This is a genomic window from Streptomyces sp. ICC4, from assembly GCF_003287915.1.
Classification (GTDB): domain Bacteria; phylum Actinomycetota; class Actinomycetes; order Streptomycetales; family Streptomycetaceae; genus Streptomyces; species Streptomyces tritrimontium.
This window is the reverse complement of sequence record NZ_CP030286.1, coordinates 917,471-942,650: the sequence shown is the minus strand read 5'-3', so window position 1 is coordinate 942,650 and position 25,180 is coordinate 917,471. Positions and strand designations below refer to the sequence as shown.

At 71.3% G+C, this 25,180-nt stretch carries 28 protein-coding genes and 2 pseudogenes; 10 read left to right on the top strand and 20 right to left on the bottom strand.

What is annotated here, in order from left to right:
• Window positions 1–113: 113 nt before the first annotated feature.
• The 3 genes from DRB89_RS04395 to DRB89_RS04385 all read right to left on the bottom strand — a co-directional run bounded on the left by DRB89_RS04395 (window position 114) and on the right by DRB89_RS04385 (window position 4,136).
• Window positions 114–2,180: a SpoIIE family protein phosphatase gene (locus tag DRB89_RS04395; RefSeq protein WP_112447291.1), complete on the bottom strand. Its 2,067-nt coding sequence runs from the start codon at window positions 2,178–2,180 to the stop codon at window positions 114–116.
• A 106-nt stretch (window positions 2,181–2,286) separates the two neighbouring features.
• Entirely contained in the window at window positions 2,287–2,970 is a 684-nt protein-coding gene (locus tag DRB89_RS04390; protein WP_112463210.1) for a response regulator transcription factor, read from the bottom strand.
• Window positions 2,967–4,136: a histidine kinase gene (locus DRB89_RS04385; RefSeq protein WP_112451697.1), complete on the bottom strand. Its 1,170-nt coding sequence runs from the start codon at window positions 4,134–4,136 to the stop codon at window positions 2,967–2,969. Before DRB89_RS04385 ends, DRB89_RS04390 begins: the two co-directional genes overlap by 4 nt.
• A 132-nt stretch (window positions 4,137–4,268) precedes the next feature.
• On the opposite strand from DRB89_RS04385, the gene DRB89_RS04380 reads away from it, so the two are divergent.
• Together DRB89_RS04380 and DRB89_RS04375 are read left to right on the top strand one after the other, a co-directional pair.
• Entirely contained in the window at window positions 4,269–5,180 is a 912-nt protein-coding gene (locus DRB89_RS04380) for an ATP-binding cassette domain-containing protein (protein ID WP_239516013.1), read from the top strand.
• Window positions 5,177–6,049 (top strand): ABC transporter permease, encoded by an 873-nt coding sequence (locus tag DRB89_RS04375; protein ID WP_112451696.1) that lies wholly within the window; start codon window positions 5,177–5,179, stop codon window positions 6,047–6,049. The genes DRB89_RS04380 and DRB89_RS04375 overlap by 4 nt, the downstream gene beginning before the upstream one ends.
• A gap of 59 nt (window positions 6,050–6,108) precedes the next feature.
• Here DRB89_RS04375 and DRB89_RS04370 read toward each other — a convergent pair whose 3' ends face one another.
• From DRB89_RS04370 to galT, 3 genes are all read right to left on the bottom strand, one after another.
• A complete protein-coding gene (locus tag DRB89_RS04370; protein ID WP_112451695.1) occupies window positions 6,109–8,019 on the bottom strand; it encodes a cellulase family glycosylhydrolase in 1,911 nt (636 codons plus the stop codon).
• Window positions 8,020–8,370: 351 nt separating this feature from the next.
• Window positions 8,371–9,558, bottom strand: a complete 1,188-nt coding sequence (gene galK / locus DRB89_RS04365) for a galactokinase (protein ID WP_112463209.1) — start codon at window positions 9,556–9,558, stop codon at window positions 8,371–8,373.
• Window positions 9,555–10,604, bottom strand: coding sequence for a galactose-1-phosphate uridylyltransferase (gene galT / locus DRB89_RS04360; RefSeq protein ID WP_112451693.1), 1,050 nt, complete (start codon window positions 10,602–10,604; stop codon window positions 9,555–9,557). Before galT ends, galK begins: the two co-directional genes overlap by 4 nt.
• Window positions 10,605–10,732: 128 nt before the next feature.
• On the opposite strand from galT, the gene DRB89_RS04355 reads away from it, so the two are divergent.
• Window positions 10,733–11,542 carry a DeoR/GlpR family DNA-binding transcription regulator gene (locus DRB89_RS04355; RefSeq protein WP_112451692.1) on the top strand — a complete coding sequence of 270 codons (810 nt, stop codon included), beginning with the start codon at window positions 10,733–10,735 and terminating at the stop codon, window positions 11,540–11,542.
• Here DRB89_RS04355 and DRB89_RS04350 read toward each other — a convergent pair.
• The 8 genes and pseudogenes from DRB89_RS04350 to DRB89_RS45870 form a co-directional block, all read right to left on the bottom strand.
• Window positions 11,539–12,582: a LacI family DNA-binding transcriptional regulator gene (locus DRB89_RS04350; RefSeq protein ID WP_112453978.1), complete on the bottom strand. Its 1,044-nt coding sequence runs from the start codon at window positions 12,580–12,582 to the stop codon at window positions 11,539–11,541. The two genes, DRB89_RS04355 and DRB89_RS04350, sit on opposite strands and share 4 nt — an antisense overlap.
• A 203-nt stretch (window positions 12,583–12,785) precedes the next feature.
• Window positions 12,786–12,944, bottom strand: a pseudogene (locus DRB89_RS04345) (aminotransferase class I/II-fold pyridoxal phosphate-dependent enzyme); the annotation flags it as partial.
• 40 nt (window positions 12,945–12,984) lie between these two features.
• The gene (locus tag DRB89_RS04340) at window positions 12,985–13,953 is read right to left on the bottom strand and encodes a hypothetical protein (protein WP_204357625.1); all 969 of its coding nucleotides are present in this window, start codon (window positions 13,951–13,953) and stop codon (window positions 12,985–12,987) included.
• 236 nt (window positions 13,954–14,189) lie between these two features.
• Complete coding sequence (locus tag DRB89_RS04335; protein ID WP_112446676.1) at window positions 14,190–14,765, bottom strand: methyltransferase; 576 nt, start codon at window positions 14,763–14,765, stop codon at window positions 14,190–14,192.
• A 167-nt stretch (window positions 14,766–14,932) separates the two neighbouring features.
• Window positions 14,933–15,799: an NmrA family NAD(P)-binding protein gene (locus DRB89_RS04330; protein ID WP_162688468.1), complete on the bottom strand. Its 867-nt coding sequence runs from the start codon at window positions 15,797–15,799 to the stop codon at window positions 14,933–14,935.
• A 104-nt stretch (window positions 15,800–15,903) separates the two neighbouring features.
• A complete protein-coding gene (locus DRB89_RS04325) occupies window positions 15,904–16,542 on the bottom strand; it encodes a DsbA family protein (protein WP_112446674.1) in 639 nt (212 codons plus the stop codon).
• A gap of 24 nt (window positions 16,543–16,566) precedes the next feature.
• The gene (locus DRB89_RS04320) at window positions 16,567–16,812 is read right to left on the bottom strand and encodes a hypothetical protein (RefSeq protein WP_112446673.1); all 246 of its coding nucleotides are present in this window, start codon (window positions 16,810–16,812) and stop codon (window positions 16,567–16,569) included.
• Between the two features lie 9 nt (window positions 16,813–16,821).
• On the bottom strand, window positions 16,822–16,956 hold the full coding sequence (locus tag DRB89_RS45870) for a hypothetical protein (RefSeq protein WP_275431879.1): 135 nt from the start codon (window positions 16,954–16,956) through the stop codon (window positions 16,822–16,824).
• 117 nt (window positions 16,957–17,073) lie between these two features.
• On the opposite strand from DRB89_RS45870, the gene DRB89_RS04315 reads away from it, so the two are divergent.
• Complete coding sequence (locus DRB89_RS04315; protein ID WP_112446672.1) at window positions 17,074–17,589, top strand: MarR family transcriptional regulator; 516 nt, start codon at window positions 17,074–17,076, stop codon at window positions 17,587–17,589.
• 326 nt (window positions 17,590–17,915) lie between these two features.
• Here the strand turns inward: DRB89_RS04315 and DRB89_RS04310 are convergent, their stop codons facing one another.
• From DRB89_RS04310 to DRB89_RS04295, 4 genes are all read right to left on the bottom strand, one after another.
• Window positions 17,916–18,128, bottom strand: a complete 213-nt coding sequence (locus DRB89_RS04310; RefSeq protein WP_112446671.1) for a hypothetical protein — start codon at window positions 18,126–18,128, stop codon at window positions 17,916–17,918.
• A 268-nt stretch (window positions 18,129–18,396) separates the two neighbouring features.
• A complete protein-coding gene (locus DRB89_RS04305) occupies window positions 18,397–18,657 on the bottom strand; it encodes a hypothetical protein (protein WP_112446670.1) in 261 nt (86 codons plus the stop codon).
• Window positions 18,658–18,736: 79 nt separating this feature from the next.
• Window positions 18,737–19,354, bottom strand: coding sequence for a malonic semialdehyde reductase (locus DRB89_RS04300; RefSeq protein WP_112446669.1), 618 nt, complete (start codon window positions 19,352–19,354; stop codon window positions 18,737–18,739).
• A 168-nt stretch (window positions 19,355–19,522) separates the two neighbouring features.
• Window positions 19,523–20,068, bottom strand: coding sequence for a MarR family transcriptional regulator (locus tag DRB89_RS04295; protein WP_204357624.1), 546 nt, complete (start codon window positions 20,066–20,068; stop codon window positions 19,523–19,525).
• 15 nt (window positions 20,069–20,083) lie between these two features.
• Between DRB89_RS04295 and DRB89_RS42700 the strand changes: the two genes are divergently transcribed.
• Together DRB89_RS42700 and DRB89_RS04290 are read left to right on the top strand one after the other, a co-directional pair.
• A complete protein-coding gene (locus tag DRB89_RS42700) occupies window positions 20,084–20,245 on the top strand; it encodes a hypothetical protein (RefSeq protein ID WP_162688467.1) in 162 nt (53 codons plus the stop codon).
• Between the two features lie 181 nt (window positions 20,246–20,426).
• Window positions 20,427–21,275 (top strand): MBL fold metallo-hydrolase, encoded by an 849-nt coding sequence (locus DRB89_RS04290; RefSeq protein WP_112446668.1) that lies wholly within the window; start codon window positions 20,427–20,429, stop codon window positions 21,273–21,275.
• Here the strand turns inward: DRB89_RS04290 and DRB89_RS04285 are convergent.
• Window positions 21,254–21,541 (bottom strand): MarR family transcriptional regulator, encoded by a 288-nt coding sequence (locus DRB89_RS04285; RefSeq protein WP_239516012.1) that lies wholly within the window; start codon window positions 21,539–21,541, stop codon window positions 21,254–21,256. The genes DRB89_RS04290 and DRB89_RS04285 overlap by 22 nt on opposite strands.
• A gap of 45 nt (window positions 21,542–21,586) precedes the next feature.
• Window positions 21,587–21,727, bottom strand: coding sequence for a hypothetical protein (locus tag DRB89_RS44215; RefSeq protein WP_239516011.1), 141 nt, complete (start codon window positions 21,725–21,727; stop codon window positions 21,587–21,589).
• Between the two features lie 41 nt (window positions 21,728–21,768).
• Here DRB89_RS44215 and ribA point away from each other — a divergent pair, with 41 nt between their 5' ends.
• The 4 genes and pseudogenes from ribA to DRB89_RS44210 all read left to right on the top strand — a co-directional run.
• Window positions 21,769–22,440, top strand: a complete 672-nt coding sequence (gene ribA / locus DRB89_RS04280) for a GTP cyclohydrolase II (RefSeq protein ID WP_112446667.1) — start codon at window positions 21,769–21,771, stop codon at window positions 22,438–22,440.
• Window positions 22,441–22,486: 46 nt separating this feature from the next.
• The gene (locus tag DRB89_RS04275) at window positions 22,487–23,269 is read left to right on the top strand and encodes a class III extradiol ring-cleavage dioxygenase (RefSeq protein ID WP_112446666.1); all 783 of its coding nucleotides are present in this window, start codon (window positions 22,487–22,489) and stop codon (window positions 23,267–23,269) included.
• 67 nt (window positions 23,270–23,336) lie between these two features.
• On the top strand, window positions 23,337–23,645 hold the full coding sequence (locus DRB89_RS04270; RefSeq protein WP_112446665.1) for a DUF2218 domain-containing protein: 309 nt from the start codon (window positions 23,337–23,339) through the stop codon (window positions 23,643–23,645).
• A 71-nt stretch (window positions 23,646–23,716) separates the two neighbouring features.
• Window positions 23,717–24,604: pseudogene (locus tag DRB89_RS44210) on the top strand (dihydrofolate reductase family protein); the annotation flags it as partial.
• Window positions 24,605–25,180: the final 576 nt, after the last annotated feature.

The following is a 25,180-nucleotide window of genomic DNA, read 5'->3' as shown; positions in this document are numbered from 1 at the left end:
GGGGCCCCCGGGCGGAGGGCCGCCGCTTGTACTGGACGTACTTCGGTGGTCCGACAACGCGGCGAGGTGCCGTGCCGGGCGCCGCGACCCGGTGAACCTTTCCGGTCACGGCACTAGCCGCCGATGCGGGCTACCAGGAGGGCTACGTCGTCGTCGGCCGCCGCCGGGACGAGGTGGGTGATCAGCGAGTCGCACACGTGGTCCAGGTGCCGCTGGGGATCTCCGAGCAGGCGCGTCAGCTCCGCGAGCCGCTCGTCGAGGTCGCTGCCGCGGGCTTCGATCAGTCCGTCGGTGTAGAGCACGAGGAGGCTGCCGGGGGGTACGTCGAACTCGGCGGGGGTGAAGGCGACGCCCCCGACGCCCAGGGGGACTCCGGGCGGGGTGTCCAGGAGCCGGACCCTGCCGTCGGGCAGGACGAGCGCGGGCGGCGGGTGGCCGGCCCGGGTGACCGTGCAGTGCCCGGTGGCCGGGTCGCAGACCACGTACAGGAACGTGGCCAGCATCGGCTCGGCGAGGTCGCCGAGGACGTCTTCCAGCTGGTGCAGCAGCCGTACGGGAGGCAGGTCGAGGCGTGCGAGGGCCCGTACGGAGGCGGCCAGCCGGCCCATGACCGCGGCCGCGGCGATGCCGTGCCCCATGACGTCGCCGATGAGCAGGGCCGCCTTGCCGCCGGCCAGGGGCAGGACGTCGTACCAGTCGCCGCCGACCTCGTTCACATCGCTCGCGGGGAGGTAGCGGTGACTGACCGCGATGCCGGGCGGCGCGGTGACGTGCTGCGGGAGCATGCTGCGCTGGAGGATGACCGCGGTCTCGTGCTCGCGGTGGTAGAGCCGGGCGTTGTCGATGCTGAGCGCGGCGCGGGCGGCGAGCTCGCCGGCGAGGGTGACGTCCTCGGCTCCGAAGGGCCCGATCGGGCGGGTGCGGTAGAAGGTGGCGACGCCGATCACCGTCTCCCGGGCCACCAGCGGTGCCATGGCGAACGAGTGCACTCCCAGCTCGACCAGTTGGCTGGGTTTGGCCGAGTGCCGGGCGGCGGAGGCGGCGGTCTCCTCGTCGAGGCGGGCGATCAGGAAGGGCTGCCGGGCGGCGAGGACCTGGGTGTAGGGGGCGTTGGCGGGGAAGACGAGCGTCCTGCCGAGGGGGGCGAGGACGTCGGTCACCGCGGATCCGGACAGCGGGGCCTTGCCGAGGCGCCGCAGGGCGGCCCCGCCGGTCAGCCCCATGCCGGGCTCGTCCCCGTTGGCCAGCACGTCCAGGACGTCCACGGTGACGGCGTCGGCGAGGCGCGGTACGGCGAGATCGGCGAGCTCCTGAGCGGTGCGCTCCAGGTCGAGGCTGGAGCCGACGCGCATGCTGGCCTCGCTGAGCAGGGCGAGCCTGCTCCGTCCCGCTTCGGCTTCGACGTGGTCGCGCTGCTGCTCGGTGATGTCGACGAGGGAGGCGATGACGCCGATGGCCATGCGGGCGGGATCCTCCACCCGGACGTAGGAGCATGACCACACCCGGTCGTGGTCCGGTTCGGCCGGTGTGCGTCCGACCCGGCGGCGGTCGAGGACCGGCCGGCCGGTCTCCAGCACCTCCAGCATGGCCTCCTCCATCTCGCGGGCGTTCACCTCCGGGAGGATCTGGGCCAGCCTGCGTCCCACGTGCGCCGATTCCGGCAGCCCGTTCATGGCTTCGAGTGCGGCGTTGACCTGCAGGAACCTCAGCTGTGTGTCGAGGATGGCGATGCCGACCGGGGAGCGGGCGAACAGGCCGTCCCACACCGCCGAGGATCCCCGGATGCGCCGGGCGGCGTGGGCGTCGGCGGCGAAGACCAGGACCGAGGCCGTGCCGTGCCGGCGGTCGGACACCGGGGAGGCCCAGATCTCCACCTCCAGCGGGTGCCCGTCGCGGTGCCAGGCGGTCACGGTGCCCATCACGCCCCGGCCGGTGGCCGCGGCTTCCCACAGGGAGCGGCCCAGGCTGCGGTCGGATCCGGGGTGGAGGAGGTCGGCGATGTTGTGGCCCAGCATCTGCGGCGGGGCGTATCCGAGCAGTTCCTGCGCGACCTGGTTCCAGCGCACGATGGTTCCGTCGGCGCCGGTGGCCATCAGCGCGACCGGCAGGGAGCCCAGCCATCCGCCGGCGGCCTGCGCGGCCCCGCTGATCAGCTCCTCTACCGGGACGTGCCCGTTCATCCGGCACCGTCCCGGAACCGTGTCTCCACGCAACCATCGTCTGCCGGTCCGCGCGGCGCCGCCTCCCCACACCACCGGCGGGGCGCTTCCCCGGGCGGGGCGGGCCTCAGCGCGGGGGTGCGACCAGGCCGGCCTCGTAGGCGAGGATGACCAGCTGGACCCGGTCGCGCGCGTCGAGCTTGGTGAAGAGGCGGGCCAGGTGGGCCTTGGCGGTGGCCACGGATATGGAGAGCCGGGCGGCGATCTCGGCGTTGGACAGGCCGCGGCCGACGAGGGTGAGGACCTCGCGCTCCCGGTCGGTGACGGCGTCGGCCACCGATCGGCGGGCGGAGGAATCCGGGCGGGCTGAGGGTCCGGCGGGTTCCGGGCGGGCGGCGAACTCCTCGATGAGGCGGCGGGTGACGCTCGGCGCGATCAGGGCGTCACCGGCGGCGACGACCCGGACACCGTCGATGATCGTCTCCAGCGGCATGTCCTTGACGAGGAAGCCGCTCGCCCCGGCGCGCAGCGCGCCGTAGACGTACTCGTCGTCGTCGAAGGTGGTGAGGACCAGGACGCGGGTCCGCGACTCCGGATCCGCGTGGATCCGGCGGGTGGCCTCGATGCCGTCCGTACCGGGCATGCGGATGTCCATGATGGCGACGTCCGGGCGCAGCCGCCGGACCAGTTCCACCGCCTCCCCGCCGTCCCCGGCCTCCCCCACCACCTCCAGGCCCGGGGTGTCGGCGATGAGGACGCGCAGGCCCGTACGGATCAGGGGCTGGTCGTCGACCAGGACGACGCGGATCACCGGGCCCCCGCTCCGGGCGCCGGCAGCCGGGCCGCCACCCGGAAGCCGCCTTCCGGGCCCGGTCCGGCGCTGAACTCCCCGCGGAGCAGGCCGACGCGTTCCCGCATGCCGGCGATGCCGTATCCGGAGCCCGCGACGGCGCCGCCGGACCCGAGGTCGACGATGTCGACGGCCAGCGCGTCCTCGCGGTAGTCGAGGGTCACGCTGCACTCCCGGGTGCCGGAATGCCGCACCACGTTGGTGACCGCTTCCTGGACGATGCGGAAGGCCGCCAGGTCGACGTCGGGGGGCAGGTCCCGCCGGTCCCCCCGCCAGCGGACGTCGACCCGGACCCCGGCCGCCCCGGTCCGGCCGACCAGTCGGCCGAGGGCGGCCAGGCCCGGCAGCGGGTCCAGCGGTGCGGGCTCCCGCTCGCCGGCGCGCAGGGTGCCGAGCATCCGGCGCAGCCCGGCGAGGGTCTCGCGGCTGGTGGCCTCGATGGCCTCGAGCGCGTTGCGGGTCTCGGCGGGCTGGGTGTCCATGACCCGGCTGCCCACGCCGGCCTGGATGGCGATGATGCCGATGTTGTGCGCGACCATGTCGTGCAGCTCCCGCGCGATCCGCAGCCGCTCGGCCGTGACCGCCTGCCGCGTGGCCTGGGCGCGCAGGGTGTCCGCGTGCGCCCGGTTCTGATGGATCGTGTTGCCGATCAGCCAGGCGATGACCACGGTCGAGGCCAGGCCGGCGGGCACGGAGGGGTTGAGGACCTGGCCGCGTACGAGCGTCCAGACCGAGTAGCCGGCCAGCACGCCGACCGGGAGCACTCCGGCGAGGACCGAGACCCGCCGCGGGCGGGTCGCCGCGGTGTAGCCCACGGCCGCGTCGGCCAGGAGGAAGAGGACGAACGGCGTCTCGCGCACCTGCATCCCGAGCGAGAACACGGTGCCGGCCAGTGCGATGCCCACGGCCGCCAGGGGCGTGCGGGTCAGCACCAGCGCCCCCAGGGTCGTGACCAGGGCGGTGACCGTGAGCGGCGCGTCCTCGATGTTGCCGTGGTAGTCGACCAGATGCCGCAGCTCGTTCGGCCGTTGGACCATGCGCAGCGCGATGAGGGCCGACCAGAAGGCCGCCACCCACAGGCCCGGCGGCACGCGTCTGAGCAGGGTCGGACGGGAAGTGGCGGTCATCGGCCGATCCTATCGACGCGCTCCCGGCCGGGCATCGGCCCACGGGCTTAATCCCCCGGGCCACAGGCGGAGTTCACAAGTGTGGGCCACGGGCCGATGCCGGCCCCCTGCCCGTCCCCGCAGTGTGGACCCGTGATCGAATCCACCGGACTGACCAAGCGGTACGGCGATGCCGTCGCCGTCGACCATCTGACCTTCACCGTGGAGCCGGGCGAAGTCACCGGCTTCCTCGGCCCGAACGGCGCCGGCAAATCCACCACCCTGCGGATGATCCTGGGCCTGAACGCCCCCACCAGCGGGTCCGTCACCGTGGACGGGGTGCCCTTCTCGCGGCGCCCGCGCGGGCTGCGCCACGTCGGCGCGCTGCTCGACGCCCAGGACGTGCACGGCGGGCGCAGCGCGCGGGCGCACCTGTCCGCCCTGGCCCGCGGCAACCGCATTCCGGCGGCCCGGGTCGGGGAGGTCCTGGCGGAGGTCGGGCTGGCGAAGGCGGCGGGACGCCGGATCGGCGGGTTCTCCCTCGGGATGAAACAGCGGCTCGGCATCGCGGGCGCCCTGCTCGGCGATCCGCCGGTGCTGCTGTTCGACGAACCGCTGAACGGGCTGGACCCCGAGGGCGTGCTGTGGCTGCGCGGGCTGCTGCGCCGGCTGGCGTCCGAGGGGCGCACCGTGCTGGTCTCCAGCCACATGATGGCCGAGATGGAGCACACCGCCGACCGGCTCCTCGTCATCGGGCGGGGCCGGCTGATCGCCCACGAGAGCCTGGCGGACTTCTCGGCCCGCGACGCCGGCCCGGGCGTCAGCATCTCGACGCCCGGCCTCGCGGCCCTGGAGCCCCTGCTGATCGCTGAGGGCGCGTCGGTGCGCCGGGAGGGCGACGGGGCGGCCCGGGTCGGCGGGCTGACCGCGGCCCGGATCGGGGACCTCGCGCACCGGAACGGCATCGTGCTGCACGAACTCGCCACCCACGCCTCGTCCTTGGAGTCGGCGTTCATGGCCCTCACCGCGGACAGCGTCGAATACCTCGCGGGAGGAGCCCGATGAGCACGGTGACGTCTCCCGGTACGGGGCGGGCGGGGCGGCCGGGGCGGGCGGCCGCATCCGCGGCCGGGTTCGGCGACCTCCTCGCCGCCGAGTGGATCAAGATGCGCTCGCTCCGGTCGACGTACTGGGTGCTCGCCCTCAGCGCCGTCGTGGCCGTCGCGGCCAATGTGAACGGCGTGCACTCCGACCTGCCGTACATAGACCGGCCGAGGTCCCCGCTGCCCGGCATGCCCGTGTACGCGTACGATCCGCTGTTCCACGGCCTGGGCTCCATCGCGATCGCCGTGATGGCACTGGCCGCGGCCTCCTTCGGAGCCATCACGGTCTTCGGCGAGTACTCCACCGGAATGATCCGCACCACGTTCGCCGCGGTCCCCGACCGGCGTGCGGTGATCACGGCCAAGGTGGCCCTCGTCGCGGGGGTGTCTCTGGTCCTCGGCGCGGTCGTCTCCGCGGCCTCGTTCTTCACCACCAACGCGATGCTGGCCTCCCGGCACGTCGGCCTCTCGATCCAGGACCCCGGCTGCTTGCGGGCCGTGGCGGCGTACGCGCTGGTCGTCCCGGTCTGCGCGCTCATCGGGATGGCGTTCGGCAGCGTCCTGCGGCACGCCACCGCCTCGATCGTCGCCGTCGTGACCACGCTGTTCATCCTGCCCATGCTCTTCGGCGGCGACCGGTACCGGTTCCTGAAGGAGATCGGGAACCACCTGCCGCTCGCCGCCCAGACCCGGCTGGCGCTGAGGCCCGGCTCCTCGACCACCCTGGGCGCCCACCCGGGCACGATCGCGGGCTCCTGGACCGCGCTGGCCGTCTGGGCGGTCGTCTCGGTGGCCGTCTGCGTGGTCGTCGTGCGGCGCCGCGACGTCTGAGACCGGCCGCCCCCGGCGGGGGGCGGCCGGTCCGTGCCGTCACGGCCGGGCGGCGGCCGTCACAGCTTGCGGCAGAGCAGGGCGTCCGGGGTCTTGCCCTTGGCCCACGCGCCGGTGAAGGCGAGACCCGCGGCGTACTCGTCCGTCGCGCACTGCCCCTTGAAGTTGCCGTACGCGAACTCTCCGCCCGGGCCGGCGGCCGGCCGGGCGTCGCCCCGGTCGAACCAGACGGTGCGGCCGCTCGTCCCGAGGGGCCTTTCGGCCTGGGCGCACAGGACCGCGGAGACCGCCTGTCCCCGCACGCTGTAGCCGGTCATGAACTGGCCCGGCCCGCACTGGTACTTGGTGTAGCCACCGGCCCAGTCGCCCTGCTGTACGTGGCGTTCGTCGCGCACGGCGGTCGGCGCCGGGCCGGCGGCGGCCGGGCCGGCGGCCCCCGCGTCGGTGCACAGCCCGCGCCCGTCGCGGTGGGCCAGGCCGACGAGCCGCTGGCCGTCGGGGCACACCCCCTTGCGGGCTCCCTGGTCCCAGTCGCCGAGGGCCCGTACGCGCGCCGACTGGACCGCGTCGGCGTGGTCAAGGTTGAGCATGTCCCAGGTGTCGGACACCTCGACCGGGCCGCTCTTCTGCGGCGCGGTGACGAGCCGGTTCCAGTGGGCGGCGCGCCAGTCGGCGCCGTCCAGGATGCCGGAACGGCGGCCGCTCTCGTCGAAGTTCAGGATCGACCAGCTGCCGTGTCCGGTCCAGCCGACCAGGGGCCAGTAGGCGAAGTCGGCGTCCGTGGCGATCAGGTGGTCCACGAAGTTGCCGAACCAGGCGCGCGCCCGCGGGTCGGCCTCGTCGCTGCCCGTGCCGAACTCGCTGATCCACAGCGGCGCCGTGAAGTGGCTGCCCGTGTCGGACGTGACGTAGAACGCCTGGCGCCCCAGGGTCGCGAACAGGTCCGCGCGGGACAGGTCCTGGTAGCGGGGGTCGTGGGTCTCGCCCATGCCGGTCGCACCGGTGTGGTTCGGGCCGGTGTAGCCGTAGAAGTGCGCCGCGTACACCAGCTTGTTCGAGGCGACGAGGGTGTGCGAGAGGGTGCGCACCGGTTCGAGCGTGGGACGGCCGTGGGGCAGTCCGTCGGCCGGGATGCCCTGCCAGTTGATGCCTTCGACGACCACCAGGAGGTCGGGGTTGGCCTCGGTGAGGAGGCGGTCGCCGAGGCGCTGGGACGCGGCCCACCAGTCGTGGTCGTTGCCCCAGTTCCAGTTGGCGTCGTCGGTGACGGTGCGGCGGACCTCGTTGTAGAGGTCGGCTCCGACGACGCGCTTGTCGTCCTTGTAGCGGCGGGCGAGGGCGATCCAGTCCTCCTCCCACCGCGCGGTGCTCTGGCTGGTGTTCCAGCGTTCGTTGCCGTCCAGGCCGCAGCAGAAGCGCGAGGTGTTGGTGTGGTTGTTGAGGATCACCGCGAAGCCCTCGGCCGTGGTGGCGGCGATGACGGCGTCGAAGACCTGGAGGGGGGTCTTGCCCCGTAGCTCCGGGTTGGCCGCGACCGAGGCGTCGGAGACGGGCCGCTGGTCGTGCAGCATCTCGTTCGAGAAGGGCAGCCGGACGCTGTTGATGCCCAGGGCGTGGAATCCGGCGAGGATCCGCGGGATCGGAGCGCGGTCCAGGCCGAGCGGCATCTGGTCGGCCTTCTCGCCGTCGTGGTGTGCGGCCGGATCGTTGATGTCACCGGATCCGCTCCACGACCCCTGGGCGCCTTGCCAGTTCGCCGACTTCAACTTGAAGCGGTTGCCGTCGGCGTCGACGACGTAGCGGCCCCGGGTGCTCAGGGGCGGCCGCCAGGAATCGGACAGGGCGGCCGTCGCGGAGCCGGGCGCGGAGCCGGGCACGGAGCCGGGCACGGACGCGGCGGCGGGAGCCGCGCCGAGTGCTCCGAGCAGCAGCGACGCGGCGAGTGCCGCGTGCGGTAAGAGTCTTCTCACAGTGTCCTCCGGAGTGTTGGGGCGGACGTGCGTGCTGAAGCGGTGGTGCGGTCGGATTCCGGCGCGGGCCGCGGTGGCCGGCCGGGCCGTCCCCTTCGGATCTCGCGGGCCCGGCAAGATCCGAAAGGGACGGCCTAACGCCGGGACGGGTCGCCGGGCTTCGGCGCGAGCACTAGTGCTGTGGCCGGAAAGGTTTGCCGGGTCGCGGTGTTCGGTGCGGTGCCTCTCCCCCAGCTACCGCCGGGAGGGGCCCCCGGGCGGAGGGCCGCCGCTCGTACTGGACGTACTTCGGTGGTCCGACAACGCGGCGAGGTGCCGTGCCGGGCGCCGCGACCCGGTGAACCTTTCCGGTCACAGCACTAGCCGGCGGGCGCCCGCGGCGGGGGTGGCTTCGAGGATGTGCGGAGGGCGGTGGCCGGCTGCCGCGAAGGCCTCCGTGACGGACCGGCCCACCGCGTCCTGGCGCCCGGCCTCCACCAGGGCGATCACCGAGCCGCCGAAGCCCCCTCCGGTCATCCGGGCGCCGGGCGCGCCGGCGGCCAGCGCCGCGGTCACCACGAGGTCGGTTTCCGGGCAGGAGACCCGGTAGTCGTCGCGCAGCGAGGCGTGGCCGGCGGTGAGGATCGGGCCCAGGGCCGCCGCGTCGCCCTCCTCCAGCCGGGAGACGGCCTCGCCGACCCGGGCGTTCTCGGTCACCACGTGGCGCACCAGGGGGGCCAGTTCCGCCGGCAGGGCCCGCAGGGCCCGCGGGAGTTCCGCGGCGGGCAGATCGCGCAGGGCGGGCAGCCCTAGCAGCGCGGCGGCCCGTTCGCAGCCCGCGCGCAGGGAGGCGTAGGCCCCGTCCCCGAGGTCGTGGGTGACCCGGGTGTCGATCACCAGCAGCCGCAGCCCCTGGCCCAGCAGGTCGAAGGGCACCTGCCGGTGGCTCTCCGGGCTGCGGGCGTCGAGGTGGAGGGCGGCCTCGGCGGTGCAGCAGACGGAGGCCATCTGGTCCATGATCCCGCAGGGGACGCCGGCGAAGCCGTTCTCCGCGCGCTGCGCGATCCGGGCCAGTTCGGGTCCGGTCAGGGCCAGGCGGTACAGCTCGTCGTAGGCCACGGCGACCGCGCACTCCAGTGCGGCGGAGGAGGAGAGGCCGGCGCCGGTGGGCACGGTGCTGTCGAAGTGGAGGTCGGCGCCGCCGATCCCGTACCCCGCTCCGGCGAGTGCCCACAGGACGCCGGCCGGGTAGGAGGTCCAGCCCGTCACGACTCCCGGGGCCAGATCGGCGACCACCAGGTCGGTGATCCGGCCGTCGCCCTGCGCGCTGTGCAGCCGCAGCCGCCCGTCCGTCCGGGCGCGTGCGGCGAGCAGGGTGGTCTGCGGGAGGGCCATCGGGAGGGCGAAGCCGTCGTTGTAGTCGGTGTGTTCGCCAATGAGGTTGACCCGGCCCGGCGCCGCCCAGACCCCGTCCGGGGAGGCGCCGTAGAGCTGGTGGAAGGCGTCCGCGGCCCGGGCGGCCCGGCTGTGCTCGTCTTCCGGCTGAGCGGTCCGGTTCACGCCAGGGCCTCCCGAAGTCTGCGCGCGGCCGCCTCGGGGGCCACGTCGTTGATGAACGCCTCCGTCCCGGACTCCGTCCCGGCGAGGAACTTGAGCTTGTCGGCGGTCCGGCGGACGGTGAACAGTTCGAGGTGCAGGGCCAGTTCCCCGCCCTGGGTGCGGGGCGCCTGGTGCCATGCGGAGATGTACGGCGTGGGGGTCGGCCCCTGCGGCTGCCCCGGTACGGGGAACAGCCGGTCGAAGCGGCGCAGCAGGTCCAGGTAGACGCCCGGGAACTCGGCGCGCTCGGCCTCGGTGAGGCAGGTCAGGTCGGGGACGCGGCGGTGCGGGTAGAGGTGGACCTCGTACGGCCAGCGGGCGGCGTACGGCACGAAGGCGGTCCAGTGATCCCCGGCGGTCACCACCCGCTCGGTGGCGGCGCGGGCTCCCGTCAGCAGGTCCTCGAAGAGGTTGCGGCCGGTGGTGGCGCGGTGGGCGGCCGCGGCGGCCGTCATCTTGGCGGTGCGCGGCGTGACGAAGGGGAAGGCGTAGATCTGGCCGTGCGGGTGGGCGAGCGTCACGCCGATCTCGGCCCCGCGGTTCTCGAAGCAGTACACCTGCTCGACGCCGGGGAGGGCGGAGAGCTCCGCGGTGCGGTCGGTCCACGCGTCCAGGACCAGGCGGGCGGCGGCGGGGGTGAGGTCGGCGAAGGCGGCCTCGTGGTCCGGGGTGAAGCAGACGACCTCGCAGCGTCCGGCCTCGCCCGCGAGGGAGGGGAAGCGGTTCTCGAAGACGGCGACCTCGTAGTCGGCGGCGGGGATCTCGCCGAGCCGGCCGTCCCGGGAGGGGCACAGCGGGCACTCGCCGGCGGGCGGGTGGTAGGTGCGGGCCTGCCGGTGGGAGGCGATCGTGATCCAGTCGCCGGTCGCCTCGTCGCGCCGCAGTTCCGGGTGACTGCTCACGCGGTCCAGCGGGCGCTGGTCGGGGGCGTCGCGCACGGCGCTCTCGTCGTGGTCGAAGTAGATCAGTTCACGGCCGTCCGCGAGTTTCGCGAGGGTCTTCTTCACACGCCAAGATTAAACAGTTCCGCAAGTAAATCAACAGTCTGGCGTGATCATTCCTTCAGAAACAAACAGCACGCCCATGCTATGTTGTTGCTTTCCGACCGGTTTTCCCCATACCCGGGAGTGATCTCGTGGCCGAGCAGGCTGCGCAGCTGGCCCACCAGCGACGCGCGTTCATCCTCGACGCGGTGCGCCGCGACGGCTCGGTGCGGGTGGCCGACCTGGTCGGACTGCTCGGCGTCTCCGACATGACGGTCCGCCGGGACCTGGACGCGCTCGCCCGCGGCGGCGCCGTGGAGAAGGTGCACGGCGGCGCCGTCGCCACCGTCCAGGCCAGCGGACACGAGCCCGGATTCGACGCCAAGTCCGATCTGGAGGGGGCCGCAAAGGCCGCCATCGCGGCGACGGCCGCGACCCTGGTGGAACCGGGCAGCGTGGTCGCGGTCTCGGGCGGCACCACCGCGTACGCCGTCGCCGCCCGGCTGCTCGGCGTTCCGCGGCTCACCATCGTCACCAACTCCCTGCCCGTCGCCGAGCTGGTGCGGGCCGCCGGCCAGGGCGGCGGGGGCGCGGCCCCCACCCTGCTGCTCACCGGCGGCTCCCCCACCCCCTCGGCCGCGCTGGTCGGCCCGCTCGCCGACCTGGTGATCGGCTCCCTCCACGTGGACCTGCTGGTCCTGGGCGCGCACGGGGTGACCGAAGAGGCCGGGCTGACCACGCCCAACCTCACGGAGGCCCAGACCAACCGGGCCCTGGTCGCCTCGGCACGGCGGATCGCCGTCGTGGCCGACCACAGCAAGTGGGGAGTGGTCGGGCTCAGCGGGTTCGCGGCGCTGGACCGCGCCGACTGGTTCGTCACGGACGCGGGCATGCCGGCCGCGGCCCGCGCCGTCCTCGCGGAGAGCGTGGGCGAACTGATGGTGGCGGGCGCGGAGGCCTAGGCCTCCGGAGCCGGTTGCGCAGGGGCAGGTTGCGCAGGAGCCGGTTGCGCCGGGGCGGGTCCGGTGGTGGCCCGGATGACCAGCTCGGGGTCGAACAGCAGCTCCCCCGTCGGCACGTCCCTGTTGCTGACCAGGGCCAGCACGCTGCGGCCCACCTCCAGCGCGAGCCGGTCGGCGGGCTGGCGCACCGTGGTCAGGGGCGGATCGGTGAACTCGGTGATGGCCGAACCGTCGTAGCCCACGACGGAGACGTCACCGGGCACCGTGCGGCCCTGGCGGCGGACGCCGCGGATCGCGCCGAGGGCCATGTAGTCGCTGGCCGCGACGATCGCGGTGGCGCCGAGCGCCAGCAGCGGGCCGACGGCGGCCTGGCCGCCCTCCACCGTGTAGGACTGGCGGACCACCCAGCGCTCCGGCTCCTCGATGCCGCGCTTGGCCATGGCCTCCAGGAAGCCCCGTACCCGGCGGTCGGCGGGCTGGTTGCCCGCCGGACCCGAGGCCATCCCGATCCGGCGGTGGCCCAGCCGGTGGAGGTGGTCGACGGCCAGTTCCGCCGCGAGCGCGTCGTCCGTGGAGAAGACCGGGGTGGGCACGCCGTCGGCGAACTCCCCGTTGATCCCCACGTAGGGGACCCTGCGCTGGCGCAGCAGTTCGTACGTCTCGGTGTCGGCGCCCTCGACGGTGTTGGACGCGGACAGGAAGACGACCGCGGCGACCCCCTTGTCGACGAGCGCGGAGATGAAGTCCCGCTCCTGCACCCCACCCGGGAAGGCGGGACACAGGACCGTCTTCAGTCCGTGCGGGGCGAGCGCCGACTCGATGCGCTCGGCCACGTCCGCGAAGAACGGGTTCGACACGAACTCGGTGATCACGGCCACCAGTTGGCCCTGCGTCTGCCGTTCGTAGCCGACCTCCGCCATGGCCTGTTCGACCGCGTCGCGGGTCTTCTTCGACACGCCCTGGCGTCGGTTGATCACCCGGCTGACGGTCGCCTCGCTGACCTGGGCTCGAGCTGCGACCTCGGTGATCCCGACCTTCATCGCGGTCCTTCCGTGATCGTGAGCGATGCCAGACCGCCGCGCGGCACCGCCAGCGAGCGAGCTCCCTCCGCCAGGAACGACGGCGGACCGTCCATGATACGGCCGTCCGGCCCGTGGACCACTCCCTCGACCCGGGCCGAGGGCTGCCGCCGGGTCCACCCCGGATGTCCCACCAGCACCCGCACGGGGGTGCCTACCCGCGTGCGCACGCCGGCGGGCGCGTACGCCTCCGGGAAGGTGCGCAGCACCGCCACGTTCGGGCGGTGGCGGGCCAGCGCGATCCCGTCCGGCACGTCGGGATCGTCGACGAACTCCCGGTACGCCTCGTCCAGTACGACCAGGACGCGGGCCGGTAGGCGGTCGGAGATGTGTATAATGGACGGGTGTGCGGGCCGCCTTCGTCTACTTGTTGATCTTGGCGAGCAGGAGGTTGGGGTCCTTCTGGGTTGTGTAGGCGGCGCTGGGCACGTAGGCGGTTCCCTTGCGCACGGCTACGGAAGTGGGGTTCGACAGGCCGTCGGCCTCGGTGAGTACGACCTTGTGCTTGCCGCCGGAGGTCACGAAGGAGACTTCGTTGGCGGGGTTGCGGGCGATGAGGAAGTCGTCGCGGTGCCCGGTGAAGGTGAAGTCGTCAAGGCCGGTGCCGAGCCCGGCTGCTTTGGTCTGGATGGGGCCGGCGGAGCCGTGCCCTCGGAGGGGAATGCGTACGACGGTTCCGCGGTCGTAGTTGCTGACCCAGACGGCGCCGTGGTGGACCTTGATGCCGTTGGCGCCGATGAATCCGGCCGGGTTCAGGTCGGTGCCCTTCGCCCACTCGGCGGGTGTTCCGCCGTGTACCGGGACGCGCCAGATGGTGCCGAGCGCGGAGTCGGCGGAGTAGAGGGTGCCGGTGTGGGGGTCGAGGGCCAGGCCGTTGGGCAGGCCGTCGGCCGGCAGGGCCGCGATCCGTTCGGGTGTGCCTCCGGGGACGAGCCGCCAGATGCCGGTCAGGTCGGCGGTGCCGGTGGCGTAGCTGACGTACAGGGTTCCGTCGTGGTCCCTGACGATGCCGCCGAGCAGCGGGGTCCCGACCGCGGGCGTGGTGGCGCCGGCGGGGCGCTCGGGGAGCGTGGCCAGGATCTGGGTGTGGCCGTCGAGGCCGATCCGGGCGATCTGCCGGCCGCCGGTGAGGGTGACGTCGGCGGAGCCGTCGGGCTCAAGGGTGATGTTCTCCGGCATCTGTCCCTTGGTGATGTCGAGGTGCACCAGGACGCGGGGGTCCGACAAAGGCGGTGCGACGGCTGCGGCCGGGACGGCGGACGCGAATAGGGCCAGGCCGACGGCGGCGGCACTGAGGGCGGCCGCGTGGGCGAGACGGGCTGAGCGGATCAAGGTGTCTCCTGTGTGTGGGTGTTCAGCGGAAGCCGGGCGCCGACCCGGGGCGTTCGGCAGGTTTTCGTCATGACAAGCACGGCCCGCCCGTGGGGTGTCCTGCCAGGAGGTCACCCGGACGGATTCCGCCCGGTCGGCGGACAGCAGCCTGGACCAGTGCCAACGGCGTCTGCGGACGGAAGGACAACCCGGGATGTGCACGGGTGGTTCGCGGCCGTGGGTCTTGATGGGGTACGTCAGAGACGGGTGTATCGGTGCCACATGGAGCGCGGTGAGGTATCGGGCGGGTCTGCCGGGCGCCAGTTGTCTGCGAGGAGTGCGGTCAGGTCGTCGCGGTTGATTCCGGCGGGCACGGCGATGCTCGCGCGCCGGGCGGGTGCGGCGCGTACGAGAAGGGTGGCGCCGGGAGCGGCGAGTGTGTCGACGGTGTGTGCCCAGCCGGGCCGGTCGGCGGCGGCGATTCCGTGCAGGCAGCCGTTGTCGAGGATGAGCCCGACCGTGGCGGCCGTCCGCCGTCCGGAAGTGATCTCCTCGGCCCGTGTGACGTCGGCGACGAGCCAGTCGACGGTGCCGTCGGGATCCAGGCGGCGTGCGGCGGTGATGGCGGCGGGAATGTAGTCGATGGCGGTGACCTGCCAGCCGTGTGCGGCCAGATAGCGGGCCTGTTCGCCGGTACCGCAGCCGAGGTCCACAGTCCGGCCCGCCGGCAAGGCCTCGGGGCCCACTACAAGATCCTGCACAGCGGTGGGAATGTCGGTGTGCTGCCAGGGGAGGGTACCGAGCCGGTACAGCAGCCGGTAGGTGCGCTTCATGACAACCGTCCAATGTTCGGTGGCTCCGTGTCCCTGACCCGCGCCGGGGTGGGCCTGGCCGCCTGCGGGGGGAAACGCCGCGGTGTGGATGAACGGCGAGCCACGGGGGCCTTTCGCGTGGCTCGCCGTCAGGACCGGGGCTGCGGCCCCGGCGGCGGGGTGCGGACTCAGCGGGGCGGCAGCAGCGGGGCGAGGACTTCGCGCGGTGTGGTGGTGCCGTGCTCGATGGCTGCGCCGTCTTCGAACGCCACGTGACCGGAGGCGATGCCGGAGTACATCTCCCCGTAGAGTTCCGCGGCCTGCTGGGGGAATCCCATCCCGATGAATGCGGCGGCCGCGTCTTCGGCCGGGGCGGGGGCAAGGGGTACCGGCTTGCCCAGGAGGTCGGACAGTGCCGAAGCAACGTCCTGGGGTGAGTACCGCTCAGGTCCGCCAACCGACCTGACCCGCAGGCCCTGGGCCGGGTGGAGGAGGGAGTCGGCGACGAAGGCGCCGATGTCGGCGGTGGCGATCGTGTCCATCGCCGTGTCGGGCGCCAGGAACGCGGGCAGCACGCCGTGCTCGAGCGCGACGGGCAGAACCGGGGCCCAGTTCTCCAGGAAGTACGCGGCCCGCACCAGCGTGAGGTTCCGTGCGACCGGCTTCAGCGCCTCCTCGGCCCAGTGGACGGTGACGATCGGGCCGGTCCCGGAGTCGTGCTGCGCGCCCATGGAGGAGAGGAGCACGGTGTGCGCCACTGCGCTGTCCTTGACCGCGGTGGCGAGGGAGGCGATGAGCTCCCGGCTCGCTTGGAGGAAGTCGGGCACGGAGAAGTTCGGCGGGACCATCAAGAACGCCCCGGCCGCGCCGGTGAGCACGTTGGTCAGGGCCGCGGTGTCGGTCAGGTCCAGCACCGCGGCCTCGGCGCCTTGATCGCGCCACTGCTGGGCCTTCTCCTGGGTGCGGACGATGACGGTGACCGGCTTGCCAGCCTTGATCAGGGCGTGAGCGGCGGCTGATCCGACGTTGCCGGTGGCTCCTGCGATGACATACATGGGGTGTTCCTCTTGTCGGTTCTGCATGTGGGGGGGTGGGGGGATGTGTCTCGGTTTGGGTCCCGCAATCCAGACGGTAGGCGGGCACCGTTGCGGCCGCCTGTTCAGTCGAAGCTGGGTGCGGCGGTGCGGGAGCGTTTGAGCTCGTAGAAGCCGGGGGTGGCTGCGACCAGCAGCGTGCCGTCCCAGAGCCTGGCCGCGGCCTCGCCCCGGGGGGCCGGGGTGACGATCGGGCCGAAGAAGGCGATCTGCTCGCCGTCCGCCCCGGGGACCGCGATGACCGGGGTGCCGACGTCCTGGCCGACCTTGTCTATGCCTGCCTTGTGGGAGGCGCGCACCTCGGCGTCGTAGGTGTCCTTGTCCGCGTAATAGATCAGGTCCGCGGGCAAGCCGACGTCGTCGAGCGCGCCCGCGATCGCCTCGATGGTCGCGCCCTCGCCCCGGTTGTGGATACGGGTTCCGAGCGCGGTGTAAAGGTCACCGACGGCCTCGGCGCCGTGCAGCTCCCTGGCCGCGGTCACCACGCGCACCGGGCGCCAGCCTGTGGGGCCGAGCAGCTCTCGGTACTGCTCGGGGAGCTCGTCGAGCTTGTCCTCGTTGAGAACGGCGAGGCTCATCACGTTCCAGCGGACCTCGATGTCGCGCACCTTCTCGACCTCGGACATCCAGCGGGACGTCATCCAAGCCCAGGGGCACAGCGGGTCGAACCAGAAGTCGACGGGGGTCTTTTCGTTCTCGGACATGTCTTTCCTTCAGCGTCGGGGGTATCAGTGCTCGGCGGGCAGCCGGCGCGGGTGGAACCACAGCAGCGCGCCGATGAAGAGCACCGGGGCGAAGGCCGCAGTGGTCACCTGGCTCAAGGTCAGGCTGCCTGCCGCCAGGTAGCCGAGGGTCGCTATCCAGTCGATGGCCTGGATGACGATCATCGTGTTGATCCAGCCGACCCGTTCGCGTGGTGCCCGCGCTGCGTGGAACATGCCGTAGGCGTAGCCGAGGAATCGGGCGGCCATCATCGCGAACAGTCAGTTCGCCCACGACGGCGCCGCCGGGCCCAGGCCCATCAGGTCGGCGGTCATACCGGGTGCCACCAGGAACGATGCCCCCAGCAGCAGCTGGAAGACTCCGGTGATGATCAGGGTGACGCGTAGCGCGCGCATGAGTGGTGTTCCGTTCGTGACGTTGGATGACGATCAGGCGTCAATGAATATACAGATAAATCATTGCCGCTCACAACGATAGTATGACATAACCGTGGGGGCTGCTAACGTTGACACGTGAACAACAAGCAGCCCGACCGGCGCATCGTCAGCACGGCCCTCTTGCTCTCCAAGCTGGGATCCGCGATGGAGCGGCGCTTGGCCGTCGCTCTGGACGCGATGGAGTTGCGTACCAAGCACATGGGCGCACTGACCGTGCTGTGCGCCCACGGCGCGATCTCACAACAGGCCCTCGCCGAGAAGCTCGGAGTCGACGCCAGCGCCGTCGTCGCCATCGTCGATGACCTTGAACGCGACCGGCTGGCTAGCCGGGAACGAGACCCGCAGGACAGGCGTCGCTACGCGGTTCACGTCACGCAGGCCGGCCGGGAGACCCTGGCCCGCGCGTCCGAACTGGTCGTCCAGGTCGACGATGCCGTGTTCGCCGGCCTCAGCAGCCGCGAGCGAGAGCAGTTGCTGGCGCTGCTCCTGCGTGTGGCGGAGTCCGACCCGGACCTCGACCGCCTGATTCGCTCGGGTGCCATGACGGAACCACCGGCCGACCAGCACGCTCACCCGTCGCGACGCAGCTGAACCGACCGGCCGGACCCGTGTTTCGCGGCGCCCACGTGACATGACGGCCGGGCCCTCAGCACACCTGCGACCAACCGCACGACGAAAACGGCCCGCCGATCCAACAGGCCGGGTCGTTTTCGGTAGGGGACCTCTACATCAACGGCAGCGGCGGGGCCTTCGACATCAACACCAAGTCGCGCACCGCCCGCGGGCGCGCCGTTCCCATCCCGGCGAACTTCGCGAGCTTCAACGGGACCGACTTCGCGAGCGACCTGAACCGGGACGGACCTGGGGATGGCGGTGAGAATCGTGGGATTCAGCCGGATGTGGGGTGCCTTGAGGATCTACTGCTCGTAGAGGGCGTCGTACGCACCCCGAGCGGTGTCGGACTGTCGGGTGTCCTGAGCCACGGCCCATTGGCGTGTCGCCCGATCGACGGCGATGGTGGTCCACAACCCGCCGCCGTCCTCGTCGCTGAGGTGGATCAGCAGCGTGTGGGCGTCGTGCTCGACGCGCAGCCGATGCCGCGGATTCGTCTGCTCGTGGAGACCTCGCACGGCACTGCCACCAGTGCTGTCCGCGGCGATGAACGAGGTCCACCGCTGCCGGCCGGAAGGCCGGACGGGTCTGGCGTCACCTGCTGGATGCCGTGCCACGGCCACACCTTTCTGGTAAGGATGCGCCGGATGATGCAACCGAGGTCTGCATCACAGGCTGACCAAGCAGCCAGGATAGGCGCCACGTATGCCTCAAAACTGGTAAATTCCGCTCGGCTGCAGACGGATCATCCCATTTGCGTCACATATCGGAAGGTCATTCGACCTCCTAGACCAACCCCGATGCCGCCCTTCCCCGTGGAGCCCGCCGGGTCGACCGCCCCGACAGCCCGGCTCCGGGCTCGTCCACGGTCACGGTCCGCGGCGGCCGGTGTCCGCGCTCGTTGAGCTGGGCGAGTTCGTGTTCGTAGTCGACGGCGATGGCGCCGTAGTAGGTGACCACCTGGCTGCGGGCCGCGGAGATGTGCGCCAGCACCTCGGCGTCGACCTCGCGGCCGGCGCCGCGCAGTTCGTCCACGGCCAGGTCCACTACTGGGACCCTCCCAGGCGAAGCCGGATGCGACCTGACGAGACAGGTCGCATCCGGTCGGCGCATGCGCTGAGTGTGGTCAGAGGGTGGTGATGACCTGGTCGGCGGTCAGGCGCGGCAGGCGCGGGAACCAGGCGTCCGGGCCGGGGTGGCCGATGTTGACGACGACCAGGGAGTGGTGGCGTCCGTCGGCGAAGAATTCCTTGTCCACGCCGGCCGCATCGAAGCCGGTCATGGGTCCCGCGGCGAGTCCTGCGGCGCGGATGCCGAGGATGACGTAACCGACCTGGATGAGCGCGTTGAACCGGGCGGAGTCGGCGCGCATCTCATCGTCGGCGAACATGTCCTTGGCTCCGGGGAAGTGGGGGAAGAGCGCCGGCAGGTGCTCGTGGAACGCTGTGTCAGCGGCAAGAATCGCGACCATCGGGGCTCCGGCGGTCTTCTTCCGGTTTCCCTCGGCGAGGTGCGGGGCGAGGCGGGCGCGGCTTTCCCGCGTCTCCAGGACGAGCATGCGCAGCGGCTGCTGGTTCATGGCGGTGGGCGCGTATTGCACCAGGTCGTAGACAGCTTCCAGCTGTGCCGCGGTGACTGGCGCGTCCGTGAAGGTGTTGGCCGTACGGGCCTCGCGGAACAGCAGGTCCTGGGCGGCCATGTCGAGGGTGAGCAGCTCGGTGCGGTCGGACGTGGCGGTGGTCATCGATGAGTTCTCCTCGGGAGGCGGCGCCTGGCCGCGCGCTTCGGCGGACAACCGCTGACTGCTCTCGCAGTATCTGCGGTTGCAGATGAATCTAGACCGCCCGGCAGGCCTCCCCGAGGGTCCTCGGACCCTGATCCTGTAGCCGACCGTCCCTTACTCCGCCGGGCCTCAGTCCCGCCCGGCGCTGTTCCACCGGTCGAGGCGGACGAGCGCAGACGTCATCACCCGGCGCTCCTCCTCGGTGAGCGGATCCAGCAGGTATCCGTGCAACCGCGGCGCATGCACGGCAAGCGCCTCCCGCAGTAGCGCCTCGCCCTTCTTGGTGACGGACACCCTCACCGCCCGGCGGTCGTCCGGATCGGGGCCGCGGACCAGCAGGCCGTCACGCTCCATCCGATCGACGAATCGGGTGAACCCCCCCGAGCTGAATGCCATCTCCTCGGCCAGCACCGTCATACGGGCCGCCCCTCCGGGATGCCGCGCCAAGCGCAGCAGCACCTCGAACTGCTCGCGGTTTACCCCTGCCTCGGCAAGGTCCCTCACCGCCCGAGACAGGACGACATGTGTCGCTCGCAGCATCTGCCCGAGCAGGATCACAGCCTCATCGTCGAGCAGCCCATCAAAACGGTCATCCATGCCCACCATGCTCACATGGCGCAAAGCCGGTGCCCGCCCCGGCCGCGTGATCGCCGGAGGGAAGGTGCTTTCGGTCACTATCGCGTTATGGGAATGAAACTCGACAGTGCGATGGGCCTCAATCTGGAGGGCATCCGCGACGGGAACATCCACGAGGCCGTTGTGCGCGGCGAGCCGGCACTTGCCGTCAACGAACTCAGCATCCCGCGGTCTGAGGAACGGGCCACACAGGGCCGTTCGGCTGCCGGCGGGTGACCAAAGACCTCTTCACCGCGGACCGGGCCGATCGTAAATTTTCCTTGCGTCCGCAGATATTGCGAGCGCAGGCATATTGTGAATCTCGGATCGCCTGACGGGCTCTGCTACTTCGGGCCTGCGCCCGCAGCAGACGGGTGCGGACGTTCGGATCACGCACACAACTCCACGGAGGACCCCCATGACGCAGTCCACTCCGTCCACGGCCGGAAAGATCACCACGCAGAACTACGGTGGCACCACCATCCACACCTACACCAGCCCCGAGGACAGCCTGCTGGCCAACACGCAGATCGTGGAGACCTCGGCGGGCCTGGTGATCTTCGACGCCAACCTGTTCACCAAGTACGCCGGCGAGATCGCCGACTACGCCCAGAGTCTGGGCAGTCCGGTCGAGCGCATCGTGCTGTCACACATCCACCCCGACCACTGGTCCGGTCTGGGAGTACTCCACGAACGCTTCCCGGACGCGCCGATCTACGCCTTCCCGGAGGTGACTTCGTACATCGCGGCCAACGGGCAGGCCATCCTGGACTCGCGTAACGAGTTCTTCCACGGGGCCGCCGCCGCGACACCCACCCTTCCGACGCATGAACTCTCCGAAGAAGCCACCGAGATCGGTGGCGTGACCTTCATCTTCGAGAAGGTGCTGGAGGGTGAGGCCGAATGGGGGACAGTCGTCAAGATGCCCGACCAGCACGTGCTGATGGCCTTCGACACGGTGGCCTCGCCGAACACCCACATGTTCACCGTGGACGGCAACTTCGAATCGTGGATCGGCCACCTGATGGACTTCCAGGAGCTGCCCGAGCAGGGCTACACCACCATCCTGGTGGGACACGGACAGACCACGGACTTCGACGTCCTGGACGACAACATCGCCTACCTGCGCAGCGCGAGCGCCACGCACCAGGCGTCGAAGACGCCGGAGGAATTCGCCACCCGGGTCAAGGCCGAATACCCGTCCTACTACACCGGTTCGTGGGTTGACTTCATCTCGCTCATGCTCTATGGAGTCATCAACCCCTGACCGGTTGCGGATGCTCGTGCCGGTCCACACCGGGCTGGCCAAGCCGATCCGGCGAGCTGCTGTGGACTCAGCACGTCGATGAGGGCGGCGTAGGCGCCCCGCGTGTCGCTGGGGCGGGTACGCCGGCGGACCAGGCCGGTCTTCTCCAGCTGCGTGATCTGGTAGGTCAGCCCGCTCTTGGCGGTGTGCAGGGCACCGGCGAGCCCGGTCGTACGTATCTCGCCGCTCTCGGCGTCGGCCAGCCGGACCAGAACCTCGAACGGCACATGACGGCCCCGCCTCGTCCTTGAGCTGCTGCTCGACGCGCCGGTTCACCAGGGCCCCCTGGTGGCCAGGAAGCTCTTCCAGGCCCGCATCTCGTCCTCATTCAGCCACGCCGCCGCAACCATGACATCCACCGTACCAACCAGTTGTTCAAATTTGAACCATCCACGCCAGTGAATGTCGTTCAAATTCGAACTAAATGCCTGGCTGACCAGAGCGGAGCCGCCCCATGAACGGGATTCCCACCACCGACCTCCCCCGCGCGGAGATACGCACGCGGGTCACCGTGCCGCTGCGCTTCGGCGACGGGTACGCGGTCGAGGCCGAGATGATGACCTTCCGCGGTCTGGTCGACGGCCGGGAGCACCTCGCCCTCGCCCTTGGCGCCCCCGCGCCCGGCAGCGCGCCGCTGGTGCGGCTGCACTCCGAGTGCCTGACCGGGGATGTCTTCGGCTCCGCCCGCTGTGACTGCGGCCCCCAGCTGCGCGAAGCCGTCGAGCGCATCGCCGCCACCGGCGGATACCTGCTCTACCTCCGCCAGGAGGGCCGCGGCATCGGCCTGTACAACAAGCTCGACGCCTACGCCCTGCAGGACCAGGGCCTGGACACCTACGAGGCGAACACCGCCCTGGGCCTGCCCGAGGACGCCCGCGACTACACCGCCGCCGCCCAGATCCTCACCGCCCTCGGCGCGCAGTCACTGGACCTGCTCTCCAACAATCCCGACAAGGCCGCCCAGCTGACCGCCCTCGGCATCCGGGTGCGAGACCGCGTGCGCACCGGTGTCCACGTCACCGGCGACAACCTGCGCTACCTGCACGCCAAGGCCGACCACACCCACCACACCATCGACCTGGACCGCCTGCCCGCACAGGTGGCTCAGGCACGCTGTGGCGCCTGAACCCGGCAGCGTCGACCGCCGCTCGCCCCGTACGAGGAGGACGCACATGACCACGCAGGCCTCCGGTCGCATGCCGAGTCTCTACCTGAGCCACGGCGGCCCCAACCTGCTGGAGGATGCCCACTGGCCCGGTCAGCTGGCAGCCTGGTCCGACCAGATGCCGCGGCCCAAGGCCATCCTCATGGTGTCCGCGCACTGGGAGGAGGCCCCGCTCGCCCTCGGCGCCACCACCACCGTCCCGCTGATCTACGACTTCTGGGGCTTCCCCGAGCACTACTACCGGCTGCGCTACCCCGCCCCCGGAGCCCCCGAGCTGGCCGACACCGTCCGCAAGCTCCTGCGCGCCCCGGGCATGCCCGTGGCGGACCTGCCTGAGCGCGGCCTGGACCACGGCGCGTACATCCCGCTGATGCACATGCACCCCGAGGCGGACGTCCCGGTACTGCAGATATCCCTGCCGAGCCTGGACACCACCAAGCTGATGGACATCGGACGCAGGCTCGCCCCGCTGCGCGACGAGGGCTACCTGATCATCAACAGCGGATCCTTCACCCACAACCTGCGCGCCCTGAACCCCGGAAACAAGGCCCCGGCCGTGATGGCCGAGTTCGACGACTGGGGCAGACGCGCCATCGACGCCGGCGACGTGGACGCCCTCCTCGACTTCCAGCACAAGGCCCCCGGCGCCACATTCACCCACCCGCGCGTAGAGCACTTCGTACCGCTCGCCGTCACGCTCGGCACCGCAGAGGACCAACTGGACTCCCGCCGTCAGGTCATCGATGGCACCTGGCTGGGCCTGTCCAAGCGGTCCGTCCAGTACGGCTGACCCCCCGCCCCGCACCGCGCGATACCACGGCCCACACCTTGCACGCCTCACAACACAGGAGTCTGCGATGCCCTCATCCATCGCCCATGTCGCAACTGACGCCGCCGCACGTTACGCCAAGCAACTGGCCTCCCACCTCGGCCGGAAGATACCGGCCGAGACACTCCCGGACGGCGCGATCAAGCTCAACTTCCCCTTCGGTCACGGCGTCCTCACCCCGCAGCCCACCGAGCTCGTCCTGCTCGCCACCGCGGACGACACCCACGCCCTGGAGCAGGTACAGGACGTACTGGGCCGTCACCTCGAACGCTTCGGGCAGCGCAACGAGCTCACCGTCACCTGGCAGAGCGAGAGCACGCCCGGGCAGGCCGGTTGACCACCAGCCCGGCGAAAGCGCCGAACGGGGGCTGCCACAGTGCGGCGCTCGCCACGACAAGGAAGACGGCCATGCCCCGCCCCCACGTTCTGCTGAGTGTCGCCACTTCACTCGACGGATACATCGACGACACGCAACCCGAGCGCCTCCTGCTGAGCAACAGGGAAGACTTCGACCGTGTCGACCAGGTCCGCGCCGAGTCCGACGCGATCCTCATCGGCGCCGGCACCATCCGAAATGACAACCCCCGCCTGCTGGTCAACAGCGAGCAGCGCCGGAAAGAACGCATCGCCCGGGGCCGCCCCGAGCACCCCCTGAAGGTCACGGTCTCCGGCAGCGGTGACCTGGACCCGCAGGCACGGTTCTGGCACCACGGCGGAGCGAAGATCGCCTACACGACCGACGAGGGAGCGGGAAGGGTGCGGGCCCGGCTCGGCGGGCTTGGCGAAGTCGTCTCCCTCGGCCCCACCGTCGACTTCGCCGCACTCCTGGACGACCTGGGGGAACGCGGCGTCGACCGGCTCATGGCCGAAGGCGGCAGCCGCATCCACGCCACCCTCCTCTCCCAGGGTCTGGCCGACGAGATCCAACTCGCCATCGCACCCCTCCTGGTCGGCGATCCGCAAGCACCGCGCTTCCTCGGCCCAGCCAGCCACCCCCACGGACAAGGCCACCGCATGACGCTCGCAGAGACCAGGACCGTCGGCGACATGGTGCTGCTGCGCTACCTGCCCCAACAGGAAGACCCCCGTTGAACCCCAATCTCCCCTGGACAGACATCGACTACCAGTGGATGCATCAGAGCCATCGAACTCTCCCACCACTGCCCGCCGTCGAAGGGAGCCTTCAGTGTCGGCGCGGTCATCGTCGATGAGGGCGGGCAGGAAATCGCCCACGGCTTCTCCCGCCAAGGCGGCGACCCGCTCGTACACGCGGAGGAAGCCGCGCCGGCACGCGTCTCAATTACCGCAACGAAAGCATCGGCGAGGACGGGAGCGGCGGTCAAGGCCCGGGATCCGCAAAGTGGGCTCCAGGCTGACCTTCCGCCATCCCGGAGCCGTCCCGGTGTCGCCGACCGGTCGGCACCTACACCGCATCTCCGCCTCCCCGGCCGGACCGCTGCCGGGGCCACCGTCGGGGCTGCCGTCCGGATCGCCGCCGGGCACCCGGGCGGGAAAGAGCATCCTCGCCACCGAGCGGTAGTGGCGGATATGACGCAGGGACACCACGACCGCGGCTTTCCAGCGGCTCAAGCGTGGCGGGGAGGAGCACGGAGAGGTGCGGAAGAGGCCGGCCGGACCCTGACTGACCGTTGGGATGAGTGGGCATTCAAGCTCGGGCTGTGGGCGACTCCCGCTGTCATGGGCATCTATGGCTTCACCTGGTATCCCACGGCGAAAGACGAACAAGGACACCAGATCCGGGTCGGGGAAAAACTGGCCCATCCTCGTCGACCCGGACACCCGGGCATGCCCGGTCGTGTAGGGGCCGAGATGGCCGCACACAGAGGCACGTCAGGCGTTCGCTGACCCTCC